Here is a 17,816-nt window from a genome sequence, read left to right on the forward strand (position 1 = left end):
TTTAGGCTGAAATGCTGACAAGAAGCACTTCGCTGTAAAATCAGGATCTGTAGTTTGAATCCGTTTGATAACAAATAAAAAGCCGCTATTTATAAGCGGCTTTTTTGTCTGGGTGCAGAATTAACTCGCACTCTTGGTATCGGGCTTGTCCTTTGGCTTACGGCGCTTACCCACATTCTTCGCATCGCGATGGCGAACCTTAACCTTCGCTTTCTCTTTACTGGCTTCTTTTAGCTCTTTACGCTTAGCTAAAACCTTTTTAGAGGGTTTACCCGTGCTTTTCTCGCTTGGTGCTTTACTGGTTGGTCGCAGCTCATCAATCACTCGTGGCTTCAATGGCTCTTTCAGATAACGGCCTATTCTGCCCAGCAATAAATGGTCATGCGCTTCAACCAGGGAAATAGCAACCCCTTTACGGCCTGCACGGCCAGTACGACCAATACGGTGAAGGTAGACGTCAGCAGTCAGCGGCAAATCAAAGTTAAACACGTGGCTAATATCGTCGATATCCAGACCGCGCGAAGCCACATCCGTTGCAACCAGAACGTTAACCCGGCCATCGCTCAAACGAATCACAGCTTCGGTACGTTTGGCCTGAACCATTTCGCCCTCAAGGAACCAGGCATTAATTCCAGCTTCGCGTAGCCAACTGACCAGTTGATGTACCTTTTCACGAGTACGCACAAAAATAATGGATTTCTGTACTTCTGGTAGCTTCAGCAAGTGCACGAGCAAGGCAGTTTTGTGCTCAATATTGTCTGCGCGATAATACCATTGCTGAATTTTTTTACGTTCCCGGCGTGATGGGTCAGCTTCCAGCTCTACCGGCTCAGTCAGGATACGTTCCGCAAACTCACGGATAGCTTCACCTTCTAGCGTGGCTGAGAAAAGTAAGGTCTGTTTACGCCAGCGGGTTTCTGCCGAGATAGTTTCAATATCCTGTGCGAAACCCATATCAAGCATACGGTCAGCTTCGTCCAGAATCAGGGTTTCTACCGCCCGACAGTCAAAGTTTTCTTCTTTGATGTATTGCAGCAAGCGGCCGGTTGTCGCCACTACAATATCCTGATTCTCACTAAAGACTTCCGCGTGGTTCATATAAGCGACACCACCAGTTATGGTCGCGATATCCAGTTGGGTATGCTTGGCAAGCTCACGGGCTTGATCTGCCACTTGCATGGCTAACTCACGAGTTGGCGTCAGGATCAAAATCCGTGGCGGGCCAGATTTTTTGCGTGGGAAATCCAGCAAATGCTGCAAGGCGGGCAGCAAAAAGGCGGCAGTTTTGCCGGTACCTGTTGGTGCCGAACCCAATACATCGCGCCCATCCATAGCTGGTGGAATAGCCGCGGCTTGAATGGCAGTCGGGCGCTCATAGCCTTTGTCGCGCAATGCGTCAATCAGGCGTTCATCGAGATCGAGTTCGGAAAAATTGGTTACAGTCATGGTCTTCCTCTACTTGGGGCGCCGATTATAGACGGGTTAGCCGAATTCTTCACCTGTTTAAGCGGTAATGATGTCTTTTCCCTTCAATCATATTGTCTTATGCTACGCCGGTTATAGATTCTGGTGACTAATGTGGGCGAGCAATTGAAAAAAAAAACGATGTTACGCGGTGGTGGTTTCACTTTTAAACAATTCTTTGTGGCACATGATCGCTGCGCGATGAAAGTGGGCACAGATGGTGTCCTACTGGGTGCTTGGGCACCGGTAGAAAAAGCGCGCAAAGTACTGGATATTGGCTGCGGCAGTGGGCTTATTGCTTTGATGATTGCCCAACGTTCGACATCCGAGGCCATGATTGATGGTGTAGAGCTGGAGCCTGAGGCGGCGCAACAAGCAAGCAGTAACGCAGCACAATCTCCGTGGGCGGATCGCGTTCATATTTATCAGCAAGATGTACATCAGTTTGCTGAAAACCATCTTCATCAGTATGACCTGATTGTCAGTAACCCACCTTATTTTGCTCCGGCGGTCGCATGTCGCGATGAAGCTCGGGATACTGCACGTTACACCGGCTCTTTAACCCACAATGCTTTGCTGAATTGTGCGGAGAAGCTTATCACAGTGGACGGTGTCTTTTGTGTGGTTTTACCCCACGATTTGGGGGAAGAACTTTCCCGTCTTGCCGTGCAACAAAATTGGTTTATTCGCTGCCAGATTGATATCAGAGATCGTCCCAGTAAGCCATTACATCGCATGTTGCTAACGCTATCACGCCAAGCTGGCGAGACTGAATTCCAGCAACTGGATTTACGTCAATCGGAAGGGGTTTATTCGCCTGAGTTCTGCGCTTTAATCAGCGATTTTTACTTAAACTACTAGCGGGTTGTTAACGCGCAGGAAAAGAGGGAGTAGGGCGCGATACTTTGTGCTTACAAAATATGGTACTCACAAAAATGTGTGCGCCCTGAATGGTATTATGGATGGAGAATAGTCGGTTTTGGATTCTCAAGTTGTTCTGGATAGTCAAGGGTGTAGTGCAATCCGCGGCTCTCTTTGCGCTCCATAGCACAACGCACTATTAGCTCTGCAACTTGTACCAGATTACGCAATTCCAGCAGATTATTCGAGATACGGAAATTGGCATAATATTCATCAATTTCCTGCTGTAATGTTGTTATACGGCGTAAGGCCCGCTCTAAGCGTTTGGTCGTACGTACAATGCCGACGTAATCCCACATAAATAAGCGCAATTCGTGCCAGTTATGTTGGATGACAACGCGTTCATCGGAGTTATCAACACGGCTTTCGTCCCAGTCTGGCAAATGCGGAGCCAGCTTGGCCGTCGGTAAACGCAAAAGAATATCTTCGGCCGCAGACCAGCCATAGACCAAGCATTCAAGCAACGAGTTAGATGCCATACGGTTAGCGCCATGTAAACCGGTATAGCTGACTTCGCCAATCGCATAGAGCCCGTCCAGATCTGTGCGCCCGTGCTGATCAACCATCACGCCGCCGCAGGTATAATGTGCGGCTGGAACAATTGGAATGACTTCTTTAGTCAGGTCGATACCCAATGACAGCAGTTTTTCGTAGATCATCGGGAAGTGCTGCATCACGAAATCTGTCGGTTTATGGCTGATATCGAGGTACATACAATCCGCGCCAAGGCGTTTCATTTCGTGGTCGATGGCGCGCGCGACGATATCTCGTGGTGCGAGTTCGCCTCGGGCATCAAAATCGAGCATGAAACGGCTGCCATCTGGGCGTTTAAGGTAGGCGCCTTCGCCACGTAAGGCTTCGGTCAGTAAAAAGTTGCGAGCTTGCGGATGGAACAGACAAGTAGGATGGAACTGGTTAAATTCCAGATTAGCAACTCGACAACCGGCACGCCATGCCATGGCAATACCATCACCGGAGGAAATATCCGGGTTGGTGGTGTATTGATAAACTTTTGCGGCACCGCCTGTCGCTAATACGATAGATTTGGCACGAAAAGTCTCAACTTTCTCTAATTCGCGGTTCCAGATATAAGCGCCAACGACACGTTTTGTCCCCGGCAGACCAATTTTATTGGACGTGATAAGATCTACTGCATTGCAGCGCTCTTTCACTAAAATGTTCGGATGAGCCCTTGCTTTGCCCACCAGGGTAGTTTCTACTTCTTTACCTGTTGCATCCGCGGTATGTAGTATACGGCGATGGCTATGGCCACCTTCTCGGGTAAGGTGGTAACGTTCTTCGCCGCTGGAATTGGTTTCGGTATCAAAAAGAACACCTTGATCAATAAGCCATTGCACACAAGAGCGGGCGTTGCTGGCGATAAACTCGACGGCTTCTTTGTCGCAAAGCCCGGCCCCGGCAATCAGGGTGTCATCGACATGTGAACTGATACTGTCAGTTTCATCAAAAACGGCAGCAATACCTCCTTGAGCATAAAAAGTGGCACCTTCATTAAGTGGCCCTTTGCTCAGAACGGTGACTTTACAATGTGGCGCGAGACGCAATGCCAATGACAAACCGGCAGCGCCACTTCCGATGATCAATACATCGCTAACGTGTTCAGATGATGATTGCATATCGTATGATGTGTGCAGAAGAAGAGTGAAATTCATGTTAGCCTATCTGCCAGAGCAAAAGCTATGGCTATAAGATGTCTAAAGAATATTCAGACAAATAATCTGGCAACATGGAACTTTGCAAATTTTATAAACTCCAAGCGTGTGCTTGCTCAGGAAAATAAAGATATGGCTGGCAGTACTACTTTTAGCGTGGGGATAGATTTCGGGAGAGTTCACCTCGGATGAGCGAGCAGTTAACGGATCAGATGCTGGTTGAACGGGTCCAGAAAGGTGATCAGCAATCGTTCAATTTACTGGTAATTCGATACCAGCATAAGGTTGCGAGCCTCGTATCCCGATACGTGCCTCAGGGTGATGTCCCTGATGTAGTTCAAGAATCTTTTATTAAGGCCTATCGCGCCCTGGAATCGTTTCGTGGCGACAGTGCCTTTTATACTTGGTTGTACCGTATTGCTGTTAATACGGCGAAAAACTATTTAGTCGCTCAGGGGCGGCGTCCACCATCCAGTGATGTGGATGCAAATGATGCTGAAAATTACGAAAATGCAGGTGCATTAAAAGAAATATCGAACCCTGAGAACTTAATGTTGTCAGAAGAATTGAGGCAGATAGTTTTTAAAACCATAGAGTCACTTCCTGAAGATCTCCGGATGGCGATTACGCTCAGGGAGTTAGATGGTCTAAGCTATGAAGAGATAGCTGTAATTATGGACTGTCCGGTCGGTACTGTTCGTTCCCGTATCTTCCGTGCCAGAGAGGCTATCGATAACAAAGTTCAGCCGCTGATTCAGCGATAAGCGGACAAACAAAGGGTATTTGGCATGCAGAAAGAAAAGCTTTCCGCTCTGATGGACGGAGAAACTCTTGATAGTGAGCTGATAGGTTCTTTATCTAAAGATAAAGTGCTACAGCAAAGCTGGCAGAGCTATCATTTAATCCGTGATACCCTGCGGGGGGACGTTGGTGAAGTCTTGCATCTGGATATCGCCAGCCGTGTCGCAGAGGCGCTCAAAAATGAGCCTGCTCGTTTTGTTCCTATTGCTGTGCCTGAATCTCAGCCGCAACCTCATGTCTGGCAGAAAATGCCTTTCTGGCAAAAAGTTCGCCCATGGGCTAGTCAGATTACTCAAGTAGGGGTTGCTGCGTGTGTTTCACTTGCTGTTATTGTAGGCGTTCAGCAGTATAACCAACCTACATCATCCGGCAACTTACAGCCAGAAGCTCCGGCTTTTAATACATTACCGATGATGGGTAAAGCATCACCTGTCAGCTTTGGTGTGCCTGCTGATGGTTCTTTTGGAACAACTCAGCAGCATCAAGTTCAAGAGCAACGTCGCCGCGTTAATATGATGACGCAATTGCAAGATTTTGAATTGCAACGTCGTTTGCCACAAACTGATGTGTCGCAGGCGCCTTCAGCATCTACACAAGCCGCTATTCAGGTCCCTGGAACTCAGTCCTTAGGAACGCAGCAGCAGTAATGAAGCAACTTTGGTTTTCCGCCTGTTTAATGGCGGGCAGCCTGTTCATGCCAACAATTGCTGCGGCGGAAACAGCGCCGATAGCAATGTTGCAGGACATGAGCGCTGCCAGTCAATCGCTCAATTATGAGTTATCGTATATAAACGTTAACAAGCAAGGGATCGATTCTCTTCGCTATCGCCATGCCATATTAGATAAAAAAACGCTAGCGCAATTACTGCGCATGGATGGCCCGCGTACTGAGATCATACAGCGTGGTGACGAGATTAGTTATTTCGAGCCAGGGTTTGACTCTTTCACGTTGAGCGGTGAGCATATTGTTGATGCTTTACCTTCTGTTGTATTCCCTGATTTTGATAAACTATCAAAATATTATAATTATATAGCACTAGGCCGCGCCCGTATTGCCGATAGGCCATGCCAGGTTATCCGCGTAGTTGCCCGTGATAGTACGCGATATAGCTATATTATTTGGATGGATGAAACAACAAAACTACCGATGCGGGTAGACCTGTTAGATCGTGATGGTGAAACACTTGAGCAATTTCGGGTGATTTCTTTTGCTATCGGCGAGCCGATTCAGGAGATTCTGCGAGGAGTCTTAAAGCTACCGTTGCCGCCGCTGCTTGCTTTGCCAGCAAAGAATAAGGTGGATTTCGCTTGGACTCCGCGTTGGTTGCCTGAGGGAGTTACTGAGGTTTCGCGTAGTCGCCGCACATTGCCTAATATGGATACACCAACTGAATCTCGACTCTATTCTGATGGCTTGTTTAGCTTTTCAGTGAATGTGAATCCAGCTGGTAAAGATGCGCCTTCCGAACAATCACTGCGCCAAGGTCGTCGCACGGTTCATACAGAAGCACGTAATAATGTAGAGCTTACCGTAGTCGGCGAGTTACCCCCTTCAACTGCTAAGCGTATTGCCGATAGTATCGTTTTGGAGTCTGCAAAATGATGAAGGAATGGGCAACAGTTGTCTCATGGCAAAATGGGGTGGCACTCTTACGTTGTGAACCACATTCTGGTTGTGGAAGCTGTAATGCTCGTACTGGGTGTGGTAGCCATCTCTTAAATGAGTTGGGGCCAGAGTCGCAACACCAATTAAGAATAACAATTTCCCAACCACTTGAACCTGGACAAAAGGTCGAAGTGGGGATCAGTGAGGGGGGCTTATTGCGCTCTGCTGCTTTGGTTTATTTAACCCCATTAGTCGGATTAATTGCTGGTGGTGCTTTGTTTCAAGCCTTATTTATTACCGATGCTTTTACCGCACTGGGTGCTATTTTGGGGGCAGGTTTTGGATTTTTATTGGCTAAGATGATAGCGAGTAAGATTGAGGGGCAAAGCGATTATCAACCCATGGTTTTACAGATTGGTTTACCGCCAGCAGCTATGCGTATCCAGCAAGAGTAATTATTCATTTTTATTAGCCGTAATAGGCTGGTATTCGGTTCTGTATCATGTGTTCCAGCAGGGCAATAAAAAGATCAGCACTTATAAGAGATGAATAGTCTATTGAAAACAGTGTGTTACCTTTTGCATCAAATAATCGTATTTTGTCATGGTGTGCTTCACGCAAGGTTTCTATACGCTGTATATCTTCAATATTAATAGTCACTTTTGTTGTCACTAATGAGTGCGCGCTCAGTGAAAGTGGGATGGTATCTATTTGTGTTTTTCTTATCTTAATGAAATTAAATATTAGTAACTTTAACCAAGTATCATTTCCCCGTACGATATCAAATACAATTGTCTTACCTAGTGATAATCCATTTAAGCTTGTTAATCCGAGATTCATAACCTGCTGATGGATTATAGTATTTATGAGAGGATATGCGTTGGCGATATTATTAATGATAATATTCCAAGGCTGATTTTTTGAGGTACGGAATGCCATGGCGTTAACTTCTCCATTAGGATTTATTCCTGCGTGATATTTATAAATATATTGTATCTTATTAAATGATATGAAATAAACACTTCCACTGCGATGATTAAAAACGCGTACGCCTTTTTCATAAAGGAAATAGGTAAATATCGGATGATCATACTGGCGTGAGTAAAGCAGCAAACTCAGTGATATACCGGCAATAGCAACGCATAAAATTGAAAGAATAGAGTGAGTTGAAAAAATAGAAGTTGTAAATGATAAACTAATTAGTACGAGGCTTAATCCTAATGGAAATATTATTATACCAATAGTTAGTTTTGAGTTTTTAGTTTTTAACTCATGGCGGCTAAGTATTTTTCCTTCGTCAATCATAGTATTTATCTTCCCGCCGCCAAGACAATATTTCACTTGGTTACTACATAGTCACATTAATACTCTAGATTATCTATCTATAGGGTAAATGAGCATTTTCCTAAAGTGATTTAATAAATATCCATACTGAAGAAATAGAAATGTAGTGAGTTGTTGAATCAGGATTGCATCTTGACTATAGCGGCCAACAGAAAGGTGCGGGCGTCTTTTAACAGCATAAATCAGGTAACAAGCTAAGTGTGATGCCTTTCACGAGGCTGACTTACAGTGTAAGATGCGTGCATATTTATGTGGGTAGTTTTGGGTTTGAGTCCATCGCTGTGTCCACCAATAATTAATTAAAGACAACGACTAGAGAAAAATTCATATAAATGAAACACATAAGAAACTTTTCTATTATTGCCCATATTGACCACGGTAAGTCGACGCTGTCGGATCGCATTATCCAGATTTGTGGTGGTTTATCTGAGCGTGAAATGGCGGCTCAAGTACTGGATTCCATGGATCTGGAGCGTGAGCGCGGTATTACCATCAAGGCACAAAGTGTGACACTTGATTATCACGCGAAAGATGGTCAAACATATCAACTCAACTTTATCGATACCCCTGGCCACGTTGACTTCTCTTATGAAGTTTCCCGCTCTTTGGCGGCTTGTGAAGGGGCTTTATTGGTCGTTGATGCAGGGCAGGGCGTTGAAGCTCAGACGCTGGCGAACTGCTATACCGCGATGGAAATGAATCTGGAAGTGGTTCCAGTTCTGAATAAAATCGATTTACCTGCTGCTGATCCTGAACGTGTAGCCGAAGAAATTGAAGACATTGTCGGTATTGATGCAACTGATGCTGTTCGTTGCTCGGCAAAAACTGGCGTAGGTGTTCCTGATATTCTTGAACGTTTGGTGCGTGATATTCCGCCACCTCAGGGCGATCCGGACGGCCCATTACAGGCGCTAATTATCGACTCCTGGTTTGATAACTATCTGGGCGTAGTGTCATTAATCCGTATCAAGAATGGTTCGTTGCGCAAAGGCGATAAAGTCAAGGTCATGAGTACAGGCCAGAGCTACAACGCCGACCGTTTGGGTATCTTTACGCCAAAACGTGTTGACCGTGACGTGCTGAATTGCGGCGAAGTAGGCTGGTTGGTTTGCGCGATCAAAGATATTCTTGGCGCGCCAGTCGGCGATACGTTGACATTGGCTCGTAACCCGGCTGAAAAATCATTACCTGGTTTTAAGAAAGTCAAACCACAGGTTTATGCTGGCCTGTTCCCGATTAGCTCTGATGACTATGAAGCTTTCCGCGATGCATTGGGCAAGTTGAGCCTAAATGACGCCTCTTTGTTCTATGAGCCAGAAAGTTCAACGGCATTGGGCTTTGGTTTCCGCTGCGGCTTCCTAGGCTTGCTGCATATGGAAATTATCCAGGAGCGTTTGGAGCGCGAGTACGATCTGGAACTTATCACGACGGCACCAACGGTGGTGTACGAAGTGATTACTACTGCTCAGGAAACGGTCTACGTTGATAGCCCTTCCAAGCTGCCTGCTCTGAATAATATTGAAGAACTGCGCGAACCTATTGCCGAATGTCATATGCTGTTGCCACAGGAATACTTGGGTAACGTCATTACATTGTGTATTGAAAAACGCGGTATGCAGACCAACATGGTTTACCACGGTAACCAAGTGGCACTGACCTATGAAATTCCAATGGCTGAAGTGGTACTCGACTTCTTCGATCGCTTGAAATCTACTTCTCGTGGTTATGCATCATTGGATTACAATTTTAAACGTTTCCAGACTTCTGACATGGTGCGTGTTGATGTATTAATCAACAATGAACGTGTTGATGCTTTAGCGCTCATCACTCACCGTGATAACGCACAGTATCGTGGCCGTGATCTGGTTGAGAAAATGAAAGAACTGATCCCACGTCAGCAATTTGACATTGCGATTCAGGCCGCGATCGGTAATCACATCATTGCTCGTTCGACTGTTAAACAGCTACGTAAAAACGTACTGGCGAAGTGCTATGGCGGCGACGTTAGCCGTAAGAAGAAACTTCTGCAGAAACAGAAAGACGGTAAAAAACGTATGAAGCAGGTCGGTAACGTTGAATTACCGCAAGAGGCTTTCCTGGCTATTCTGCACGTCGGAAAAGACAGTAAATAAGGAGTTTTAATGGCTAACATGTTTGCCTTGATTTTAGCAATAGCAACGCTAGTGACAGGGATTATCTGGTGCTTCGAGCGATTTAAATGGGGGCCGGCCCGCCAGGCAAAAATTGCGGCTGTTAATGCGCAAACTGCGGCTATCAAGGCGCAAACTGGGAGCGCTGTTGATAACAAGACTCTCGCTCCTGCTGCAAAACAACCAGGCTGGATAGAGACTTGTGCTTCAGTCTTCCCGGTGTTAGCTCTGGTATTTATCGTGCGTTCGTTTATTTACGAACCCTTCCAGATTCCTTCTGGTTCGATGATGCCCACCTTATTGATTGGTGATTTCATTCTGGTAGAGAAATTTGCTTACGGTATTAAAGATCCGATTACTCAAACCACGCTGATTCCTACCGGGCATCCAAAACGCGGTGATATTGCCGTGTTTAAATATCCGTTAGATCCTCGTTTGGACTATATCAAGCGAGTGGTAGGTTTACCGGGTGATCGCGTAAGTTATAATCCAATCAGTAAAGAAGTGACGGTTCAACCAGCATGTAATACCGGCGCTTCTTGTGATAGCGCATTGCCGATTACTTACAGTGCATCTGAGCCTAGCGATTTTGTGCAAACATTCCGTTATAGCGGTAATGGTGAGGATTCTGCCGGTTTCTTCCAAATTCCGCTAAATCAGGCTGTACCTGATGGTGGTGTGCGTTTGAGAGAGCGTACCGAAACTCTTGGCCCGGTTGCGCACCAGATTTTGACCGTTCCTGGTCGCCAGGAGCAGCTTGGTGCTTATTATCAACAACCTAATCAGCCATTAGGGGTATGGGTTGTTCCAGAAGGTCATTACTTTATGATGGGTGATAACCGGGATAATAGCGCAGATAGCCGTTACTGGGGGTTTGTACCAGAACGTAATCTGGTCGGCAAAGCCACTGCTATTTGGATGAGTTTTGAAAAGCAAGAAGGTGAGTGGCCAACGGGTGTGCGTTTAAGTCGTATTGGTGGAATACATTAATACTGACTCTACCTTGAGTCATCGGAGTGACAGCGGCACTGAATACCGCTGTCACTTCAAGCCCACAGGGTATTTAAACGCAGCATTATATTTCCACTCGTTGTAGAATAACCTTTCGAGCGATAAAAGTTGGCTCTTTTATGGGGGCCACTGCAAACGAAACAGTTTTGTGTTGGTATTATTGGCCGATCAGACCTGTTCCGTCTGCTGTAGTTTTTGACGCATTCTTGATCTATTGGTAACTCATGAACCCCATCGTAATAAATAGGCTACAGCGGAAGCTGGGCTACACTTTTCAACAGCAGGAGCTCTTGCTGCAAGCACTGACTCATCGTAGCGCCAGTAGCAAACATAACGAGCGTTTGGAGTTCCTGGGTGACTCTATATTAAGTTTCGTTATTGCCAATGAGTTGTACCGCCGTTTCCCTCGTGTTGATGAAGGGGATATGAGTCGGATGCGAGCAACCTTGGTTAGAGGTAATACGCTAGCCGAAATGGCCCGTGAGTTTGACCTCGGTGAATGTTTACGCCTTGGGCCGGGTGAATTGAAAAGTGGTGGTTTCCGCCGTGAATCAATTTTGGCAGATACAGTCGAAGCGTTAATCGGCGGTATATTCTTAGACAGCGATATTCATACGATTGAACGGCTGATTCTCGCCTGGTATCACAGTCGATTAGAAGAAATCAGCCCTGGTGATAAGCAGAAAGATCCAAAAACGCGCCTGCAAGAATATTTACAGGGTCGTCATCTGCCATTACCTTCTTATCTGGTTGTGCAGGTTCGTGGTGAAGCACATGATCAGGAATTTACTATCCACTGCCAGGTGAGTGGCTTGAATGAACCGGTAATAGGTGCAGGCTCAAGTCGCCGTAAAGCTGAGCAGGCGGCAGCGGAACAAGCGCTGAAACAGTTGGAGCTTGAATGAGCGAAGTAGAAAAAACGTATTGTGGTTTTATTGCGATTGTAGGTCGCCCGAATGTGGGCAAATCTACTTTGCTGAATGAATTGCTGGGGCAGAAAATCTCCATCACTTCACGTAAACCGCAAACCACACGTCACCGTATTATGGGGATCCACACTGAAGGGCCTTATCAGGCCATTTATGTTGATACCCCAGGGCTGCATATTGAAGAAAAACGTGCGATTAACCGCTTAATGAATCGCGCGGCAAGCAGCTCTATCGGTGATGTAGAATTAGTCATTTTTGTGGTTGAAGGGACGAACTGGACTGCTGACGATGAAATGGTAGTTAATAAGCTGCGCAGTTTGCAATGCCCGGTCTTATTAGCCATCAACAAAGTCGATAACGTAACAGATAAAACTAAGCTGTTGCCACATATCCAGTTCTTAAGCCAGCAGATGAATTTCTTGGATGTTGTTCCTATCTCTGCGGAAAAAGGGATGAATGTGGACACCATCGCCAGCATCGTGCGCAAGCATATGCCGGAAGCCGATCATCATTTCCCAGAAGATTACATCACGGACCGTTCTCAGCGCTTTATGGCGTCAGAGATTATTCGTGAGAAGCTGATGCGCTTCCTGGGTGAGGAATTGCCGTACTCTGTGACGGTGGAAATTGAACAGTTTGTACCAAATGAACGCGGTGGTTATAACATCCATGGATTGATTTTGGTGGAACGCGAAGGCCAGAAGAAAATGGTCATCGGTAATAAAGGTTCAAAAATTAAAACCATCGGTATTGAAGCCCGTCAGGACATGGAACAAATGTTCGAAGCGAAAGTGCATCTTGAGCTGTGGGTGAAAGTGAAATCCGGCTGGGCAGATGACGAACGTGCATTGCGCAGCTTAGGCTATACCGACGATCTGAAATAAGACACGCCGATGGAAGGTTGGCAACGCGCATTTGTCCTGCATGGGCGTCCTTACAGTGAAACCAGTTTAATGCTGGATTTATTCACTGAAGGGGAGGGCCGCATGCGGGTGTTGGCAAAAGGTGCGCGGGGTCGCCGTTCCAATCTAAAGGGCTGCTTGCAGCCTTTTACACCCTTACTGGTTCGTTGGTCAGGGCGTGGTGAAGTCAAAACCTTACGTAGTGCCGAGCCGGTTTCATTAGCCCTCCCATTGACCGGATCAATGTTGTACAGCGGCCTATATGTTAACGAGCTGCTCTCGCGCGTACTCGAACATCAAACCAATTACTCTGCATTATTCTTCGACTATCTGCATTGCCTACAATCACTCGCGGGCAGCGATGGCTCACCTGAATATGCTTTACGCCAGTTTGAGTTGGCGATACTGGCCCACCTTGGCTATGGCGTTGACTTCCTCCATTGCGCTGGCAGTGGTCAACCGGTGTCCGACACCATGACCTACCGCTATCGTGAAGAAAAAGGGTTTATTGCCAGTTTGGTTGTTGATCACTACAGTTTTACCGGCCGCCAATTATTGGCTCTGGCTAATCGCGAATTTCCCGATGCAGATACGTTGCGTGCCGCAAAGCGTTTTACTCGCATTGCTCTGAAGCCCTATCTGGGGGGGAAACCACTCAAAAGTCGCGAACTGTTCCGTCAATTTGTGATTAAACCGCCATCTGAACCCTTACCCTAGTACCAACAGCTTACTTGTTTACACTGTTCATCATCAATTTTCCCTTGCTGTAGCCTATCCGCTGGCCGCCTACTCGGTGTAAACTGCCAGGCACTTACACGTTTATTGGCAAGCATTTTTGCATGCTCATTAATCTATTCAAGATGCATCCATATTTGGAGGGCTGTCATGGCTGATTTGTTGCTGGGCGTTAATATTGATCACATTGCGACATTACGAAATGCACGTGGGACCATTTACCCCGATCCTGTGCAGGCCGCTTTTATCGCTGAGCAAGCGGGTGCCGACGGCATCACTGTCCATCTACGTGAAGATCGCCGCCATATTACTGATCGTGATGTGCGTATCCTGCGTGAGACGATCCAAACCCGCATGAATCTGGAAATGGCCGTCACCGATGAAATGGTGGGTATTGCTTGTGAGATAAACCCTCATTTTTGCTGTTTAGTGCCAGAAAAACGTCAGGAAGTGACTACCGAAGGCGGGCTGGATGTTGCAGGTCAAATTGATAAAATGACCGTCGCCGTGAGCCGCCTATCTGAGGCCGGTATTCTGGTTTCACTGTTTATCGATGCGGATATGCGCCAAATTGATGCTGCTGTTGCGGTCGGGGCTCCTTACATTGAAATCCACACTGGCGCTTATGCTGATGCTACTTCAGATTTAGCACGACAGGCTGAACTCGTACGGATCGCTAAAGCGGCAACCTATGCTGCCAGCAAAGGATTAAAAGTTAACGCAGGTCATGGCCTGACCTATCACAATGTCCAACCCATAGCCGCCTTGCCGGAAATGCATGAGCTAAATATTGGTCATGCAATAATTGGTCAGGCGGTTATGTCAGGCCTTGCTGCTGCTGTGACCGATATGAAAGTCTTGATGCGGGAAGCGCGTCGTTAATGGCTATTATTGGGCTAGGCACTGATATTGTTGAGATTTCACGGATAGAGGCGGTGGTAGAACGCAGTGGTGAAAAGCTGGCTCGGCGCATCCTTAGTCCTGCGGAATGGCAACATTATCAGCAGCACCAACAGCCAATCCGTTTTTTAGCCAAGCGCTTCGCCGTTAAAGAGGCGGCGGCTAAAGCATTTGGAACCGGTATCCGTAATGGTTTGGCATTTAACCAGTTTGAAGTGGTCAACGATGCATTAGGCAAACCAACGCTACGTTTACATCAACGAGCGGCAGAGTTGGCGACAGAACTCGGTGTCAAATCGTTACATGTGACTCTGGCAGATGAGCGCCGTTATGCCTGTGCTACGGTGATTATTGAAAGCTAAAAACTTCCTATGGTTGCCAGGCCATGGCTAACCGATCTTAAGGGGGGCATGAAAATGCGCTCCTTCTTCCCCATTCTAGTTGCTTGTAGGTTCTGACTCTCATATCCCCTTCATTTTCCATCTGAAATATGCGCACTTTATACCCCACCAGTGTATGAAAATTCCCCAGAATAAATCTTAATTTTGCGATCTGCTCGACAAGTTGGTTAACCAATGCTTCATTTGGTCGGCCAGTTGGTGGTACTTGTAATACCAAATTGCTGAGTATGATGAACAATAAGTACGCATAAGTACGTGTTTTTGACAAAAACGTTCAGTATTAAAGCGATTTTATCGTCACACAAAATCAGTAAATTGGCCTGACCAATATAACAACAGTGATATTAGAAAAATTTGATGTTTAACCACTGGGGAAAGTAAAAGATGGAATGGATTAATATCCTATGGGTGGTATTGGGTATTGGCTTAATGCTAGTGCTGAATATACGCTATCAGATTAACTCAATGATTGCATTGCTGTTGGCGGCTCTGCTGGTGGGTACTCTCGCCGGGATGGACTTGCTGAAACTTCTGCATACTATTAAAGCGGGGTTTGGCGGGACACTCGGTGAACTGGCGATAATCGTCGTGTTTGGTGCGGTGATCGGCAAGCTCATGGTCGACTCTGGAGCTGCACATCAGATAGCTCAGACGCTATTGCGACGGTTTGGGCTTAAGTATGTTGAATTTGCTGTCATTATCATCGGCCTTATCTTTGGTCTGGCGATGTTCTATGAAGTTGCCTTTATCATTTTGGCACCATTAATCATTGCTATTGCCGTTGAAGCTAAGATCCCATTCCTTAAGCTGGCGATCCCGGCAGTTGCAGCTGCGACTACTGCCCACTCCCTTTTCCCACCACAGCCCGGGCCAGTTGCACTGGTTAGCGCGTATGGCGCTGATATGGGGATGGTTTATATCTATGGCGTTCTGGTTGCCATCCCTTCAGTGATTTGCGCCGGGCTGATTTTACCCAAATTCCTTGGCAACCTGGAACGACCAGTGCCAACTTTCCTGAAAGCAGAGAATCCGCTGGATGAGAACAACTTGCCGTCGTTCAGCACTTCAATCTTGGTGCCATTAATCCCTGCTTTTATTATGATTTTTACCACTGTTGCCAACATTTGGCTGGTGAAAGGAACGACGTCGTACACCATCCTGAACTTCCTCGGTTCATCGCCTATTGCCATGTTTATCGCCATGCTGGTTGCCTTTGTTCTGTTTGGTACCGGGCGCGGTCATAAGATGGAATGGGTCATGCACTCATTTGAGGGGGCGGTCAAAGGCATTGCGATGGTCATCTTGATCATTGGTGCGGGTGGTGCGCTCAAACAGGTCATCATTGATACTGGCATTGGCGATACCATCGGCATGTTGATGTCGGCTGGCGGTGTATCACCCTATATCATGGCTTGGCTAATTACTGTACTTATTCGCCTGTCAACTGGGCAAGGCGTGGTGTCTGCAATGACAGCAGCGGGTATTATTGGTGCAGCAGTCATGGACCCAGTGACACATACCATTACCTCGGTCGATCCGGCACTGTTGGTACTGGCAACGGCGGCAGGCTCCAATACCTTTACCCATATTAATGATGCTTCATTCTGGTTGTTTAAAGGGTATTTCGACTTGTCCATTAAAGACACACTGAAGACCTGGGGCTTGCTTGAGTTGACTAACTCAGTGGTGGGCTTGGCAATGGTATTGCTGATTAGCCTGTTTGTTTAGAGCGGATTTGAGTTGATTTTATTATCAGTGCTTCAATGGAGGCACTGATAATTCAGCCATAAAAATCAGAGACGATCGGCGTGATGCAATTGGACAAATTTGTCCCACAGCTGTTCATTAGTTTCCACCCAAGCGGGATCGATAGAAATCGTATTATCAATAGGGCAGACCAACTGGCAGGTTGGGGTTTCGTAATGACCAACGCACTCTGTGCAGCGCATGGGGTCAATTTGATAGATTTCTGCACCCATAGAAATTGCCTCGTTAGGGCATTCCGGCTCGCACATGTCGCAATTAATACATTTACGAGTGATTAACAGGGCCATGGTTCCTCTTACCTTAGGTCGGGTATTCTTAACAGCGGAGGATTATACCCCTCTGGCATCCTTAGACCAGTTTTTTCACTAGCGCAGCACTGTGCTTGATGTGATCCTGCGCACTTTCAAGGTCTTGCTGGATCATTGCCATAAATAGCAGATCAGTCAGCGCGTACTGCGCAGTGCTCGATGAAATGGCTGCGCTGCGTATGGCTGGTTCTTCTGAGATAGTATACAAACAATGATCAGCCCGTTGCTGCAAGCTATTCGGGGTAAAACTGGTCAGCGCTAATACTTTCGCACCACATCGTTGTGCTTCTTCAGCCGCCAAATTAATCTCACGTCGCTCACCGCTGAAGGAAATAGCCAACAGTAGATCTCGTGTATCCAAGGCCTGCACTGCCGCTAATTGTGCGTGCATATCTGTTTCGGATACCGCCATAACACCTATCTTCAATAGCTTATAAGCAAGGTCTTTTGCTACTAAACCAGAGGCACCCAAGCCCGTAAGAATAACGCGACGCGCTGAGCGCAACATGTCTAATGCTTCAGTTAGACGCTGCTCGCTATTGATATCCAACGTCGCTCGCAGTGCGGCAGCCTTTTCCGCCAATAACTTTTCGCCCACTGTTTTTAAACTGTCAGTACTTACAATTTGGTTATGAAGAGTGACGGCTTGCTCGGGAGCAGCCACAATCTCACTCAAGGCTTGTTTAAGTGCCGGGAAGCCTTTATAGCCTAATTTTTGTGCGAACTTCACTACTGCAGATTGGCTAACGCCGGTTTGCTGTGCCAGTTTTTGAGAACTAAGCTGACGTGCCTGCTCAGGATTAGTCAGCAAGAAATCAGCTATCTTACGATCATTTTGTGCCAGCATTGGATAGAGCTGACGAATGCGAAGAAGACTACTCATAAATCAGTTCCTGAATATGGG

The 17,816-nt window shown here is 46.6% G+C and carries 18 protein-coding genes; 13 read left to right on the forward strand and 5 right to left on the reverse strand.

Features of this window, described 5'->3' with window-relative positions; all coding sequences use genetic code 11:
* Positions 1 to 120: 120 nt before the first annotated feature.
* A complete protein-coding gene (gene srmB, locus ACF3VQ_RS05275) occupies positions 121 to 1,446 on the reverse strand; it encodes an ATP-dependent RNA helicase SrmB (RefSeq protein WP_392433694.1) in 1,326 nt (441 codons plus the stop codon).
* A 132-nt stretch (positions 1,447 to 1,578) separates the two neighbouring features.
* Here srmB and ACF3VQ_RS05280 point away from each other — a divergent pair, with 132 nt between their 5' ends.
* A complete protein-coding gene (locus ACF3VQ_RS05280; RefSeq protein WP_392433695.1) occupies positions 1,579 to 2,325 on the forward strand; it encodes a tRNA1(Val) (adenine(37)-N6)-methyltransferase in 747 nt (248 codons plus the stop codon).
* 95 nt (positions 2,326 to 2,420) lie between these two features.
* On the opposite strand, the gene nadB is transcribed toward ACF3VQ_RS05280, so the two are convergent.
* Entirely contained in the window at positions 2,421 to 4,022 is a 1,602-nt protein-coding gene (nadB, locus tag ACF3VQ_RS05285; protein WP_392433696.1) for an L-aspartate oxidase, read from the reverse strand.
* A gap of 224 nt (positions 4,023 to 4,246) precedes the next feature.
* Here nadB and rpoE point away from each other — a divergent pair, with 224 nt between their 5' ends.
* Genes rpoE through rseC form a run of 4 tightly spaced genes read left to right on the forward strand, consistent with a single transcriptional unit; the run spans position 4,247 to position 6,920 of the window.
* The gene (gene rpoE / locus ACF3VQ_RS05290) at positions 4,247 to 4,822 is read left to right on the forward strand and encodes an RNA polymerase sigma factor RpoE (protein WP_005159396.1); all 576 of its coding nucleotides are present in this window, start codon (positions 4,247 to 4,249) and stop codon (positions 4,820 to 4,822) included.
* Between the two features lie 24 nt (positions 4,823 to 4,846).
* Entirely contained in the window at positions 4,847 to 5,506 is a 660-nt protein-coding gene (gene rseA, locus ACF3VQ_RS05295; RefSeq protein ID WP_392433697.1) for an anti-sigma-E factor RseA, read from the forward strand.
* Complete coding sequence (gene rseB / locus ACF3VQ_RS05300; RefSeq protein ID WP_392433698.1) at positions 5,506 to 6,462, forward strand: sigma-E factor regulatory protein RseB; 957 nt, start codon at positions 5,506 to 5,508, stop codon at positions 6,460 to 6,462. The genes rseA and rseB overlap by 1 nt, the downstream gene beginning before the upstream one ends.
* Positions 6,459 to 6,920 carry a SoxR-reducing system protein RseC gene (rseC, locus tag ACF3VQ_RS05305; protein ID WP_392433699.1) on the forward strand — a complete coding sequence of 154 codons (462 nt, stop codon included), beginning with the start codon at positions 6,459 to 6,461 and terminating at the stop codon, positions 6,918 to 6,920. The genes rseB and rseC overlap by 4 nt, the downstream gene beginning before the upstream one ends.
* A gap of 13 nt (positions 6,921 to 6,933) precedes the next feature.
* Here the strand turns inward: rseC and ACF3VQ_RS05310 are convergent, their stop codons facing one another.
* Positions 6,934 to 7,770, reverse strand: a complete 837-nt coding sequence (locus tag ACF3VQ_RS05310) for a hypothetical protein (RefSeq protein ID WP_392433700.1) — start codon at positions 7,768 to 7,770, stop codon at positions 6,934 to 6,936.
* A 371-nt stretch (positions 7,771 to 8,141) separates the two neighbouring features.
* Between ACF3VQ_RS05310 and lepA the strand changes: the two genes are divergently transcribed.
* From lepA to gntP, 8 genes are all read left to right on the forward strand, one after another.
* On the forward strand, positions 8,142 to 9,941 hold the full coding sequence (gene lepA, locus ACF3VQ_RS05315; protein WP_004390512.1) for a translation elongation factor 4: 1,800 nt from the start codon (positions 8,142 to 8,144) through the stop codon (positions 9,939 to 9,941).
* A gap of 9 nt (positions 9,942 to 9,950) precedes the next feature.
* Positions 9,951 to 10,949 carry a signal peptidase I gene (lepB, locus tag ACF3VQ_RS05320; RefSeq protein WP_392433701.1) on the forward strand — a complete coding sequence of 333 codons (999 nt, stop codon included), beginning with the start codon at positions 9,951 to 9,953 and terminating at the stop codon, positions 10,947 to 10,949.
* 245 nt (positions 10,950 to 11,194) lie between these two features.
* Positions 11,195 to 11,875 carry a ribonuclease III gene (gene rnc / locus ACF3VQ_RS05325; protein WP_392433702.1) on the forward strand — a complete coding sequence of 227 codons (681 nt, stop codon included), beginning with the start codon at positions 11,195 to 11,197 and terminating at the stop codon, positions 11,873 to 11,875.
* Positions 11,872 to 12,783: a GTPase Era gene (gene era, locus ACF3VQ_RS05330; protein ID WP_005159414.1), complete on the forward strand. Its 912-nt coding sequence runs from the start codon at positions 11,872 to 11,874 to the stop codon at positions 12,781 to 12,783. The genes rnc and era overlap by 4 nt, the downstream gene beginning before the upstream one ends.
* A gap of 9 nt (positions 12,784 to 12,792) precedes the next feature.
* Entirely contained in the window at positions 12,793 to 13,518 is a 726-nt protein-coding gene (gene recO / locus ACF3VQ_RS05335) for a DNA repair protein RecO (RefSeq protein WP_392433703.1), read from the forward strand.
* A 168-nt stretch (positions 13,519 to 13,686) separates the two neighbouring features.
* Complete coding sequence (pdxJ, locus tag ACF3VQ_RS05340; protein ID WP_050076431.1) at positions 13,687 to 14,418, forward strand: pyridoxine 5'-phosphate synthase; 732 nt, start codon at positions 13,687 to 13,689, stop codon at positions 14,416 to 14,418.
* A complete protein-coding gene (gene acpS, locus ACF3VQ_RS05345) occupies positions 14,418 to 14,798 on the forward strand; it encodes a holo-ACP synthase (protein WP_392433704.1) in 381 nt (126 codons plus the stop codon). The genes pdxJ and acpS overlap by 1 nt, the downstream gene beginning before the upstream one ends.
* 423 nt (positions 14,799 to 15,221) lie before the next feature.
* Positions 15,222 to 16,565: a gluconate permease GntP gene (gene gntP / locus ACF3VQ_RS05350; RefSeq protein ID WP_392433705.1), complete on the forward strand. Its 1,344-nt coding sequence runs from the start codon at positions 15,222 to 15,224 to the stop codon at positions 16,563 to 16,565.
* 65 nt (positions 16,566 to 16,630) lie between these two features.
* Here gntP and ACF3VQ_RS05355 read toward each other — a convergent pair whose 3' ends face one another.
* A complete protein-coding gene (locus ACF3VQ_RS05355) occupies positions 16,631 to 16,891 on the reverse strand; it encodes a YfhL family 4Fe-4S dicluster ferredoxin (RefSeq protein WP_025379234.1) in 261 nt (86 codons plus the stop codon).
* A gap of 61 nt (positions 16,892 to 16,952) precedes the next feature.
* Positions 16,953 to 17,795 carry a MurR/RpiR family transcriptional regulator gene (locus tag ACF3VQ_RS05360; protein ID WP_392433706.1) on the reverse strand — a complete coding sequence of 281 codons (843 nt, stop codon included), beginning with the start codon at positions 17,793 to 17,795 and terminating at the stop codon, positions 16,953 to 16,955.
* Positions 17,796 to 17,816: the final 21 nt, after the last annotated feature.

The sequence above is a fragment of the Yersinia fenwicki genome (assembly GCF_043099325.1).
Lineage (GTDB): Bacteria > Pseudomonadota > Gammaproteobacteria > Enterobacterales > Enterobacteriaceae > Yersinia.

Bases quoted from the DNA above. Each gene is read 5' to 3' on its own strand.
- srmB (WP_392433694.1), bottom strand. From the start codon at position 1,446: ATGACTGTAACCAATTTTTCCGAACTCGATCTCGATGAACGCCTGATT.
- nadB (WP_392433696.1), bottom strand. From the start codon at position 4,022: ATGCAATCATCATCTGAACACGTTAGCGATGTATTGATCATCGGAAGT.
- rpoE (WP_005159396.1), top strand. From the start codon at position 4,247: ATGAGCGAGCAGTTAACGGATCAGATGCTGGTTGAACGGGTCCAGAAA.
- rseA (WP_392433697.1), top strand. From the start codon at position 4,847: ATGCAGAAAGAAAAGCTTTCCGCTCTGATGGACGGAGAAACTCTTGAT.
- rseB (WP_392433698.1), top strand. From the start codon at position 5,506: ATGAAGCAACTTTGGTTTTCCGCCTGTTTAATGGCGGGCAGCCTGTTC.
- rseC (WP_392433699.1), top strand. From the start codon at position 6,459: ATGATGAAGGAATGGGCAACAGTTGTCTCATGGCAAAATGGGGTGGCA.
- ACF3VQ_RS05310 (WP_392433700.1), bottom strand. From the start codon at position 7,770: ATGATTGACGAAGGAAAAATACTTAGCCGCCATGAGTTAAAAACTAAA.
- lepA (WP_004390512.1), top strand. From the start codon at position 8,142: ATGAAACACATAAGAAACTTTTCTATTATTGCCCATATTGACCACGGT.
- lepB (WP_392433701.1), top strand. From the start codon at position 9,951: ATGGCTAACATGTTTGCCTTGATTTTAGCAATAGCAACGCTAGTGACA.
- rnc (WP_392433702.1), top strand. From the start codon at position 11,195: ATGAACCCCATCGTAATAAATAGGCTACAGCGGAAGCTGGGCTACACT.
- era (WP_005159414.1), top strand. From the start codon at position 11,872: ATGAGCGAAGTAGAAAAAACGTATTGTGGTTTTATTGCGATTGTAGGT.
- recO (WP_392433703.1), top strand. From the start codon at position 12,793: ATGGAAGGTTGGCAACGCGCATTTGTCCTGCATGGGCGTCCTTACAGT.
- pdxJ (WP_050076431.1), top strand. From the start codon at position 13,687: ATGGCTGATTTGTTGCTGGGCGTTAATATTGATCACATTGCGACATTA.
- acpS (WP_392433704.1), top strand. From the start codon at position 14,418: ATGGCTATTATTGGGCTAGGCACTGATATTGTTGAGATTTCACGGATA.
- gntP (WP_392433705.1), top strand. From the start codon at position 15,222: ATGGAATGGATTAATATCCTATGGGTGGTATTGGGTATTGGCTTAATG.
- ACF3VQ_RS05355 (WP_025379234.1), bottom strand. From the start codon at position 16,891: ATGGCCCTGTTAATCACTCGTAAATGTATTAATTGCGACATGTGCGAG.
- ACF3VQ_RS05360 (WP_392433706.1), bottom strand. From the start codon at position 17,795: ATGAGTAGTCTTCTTCGCATTCGTCAGCTCTATCCAATGCTGGCACAA.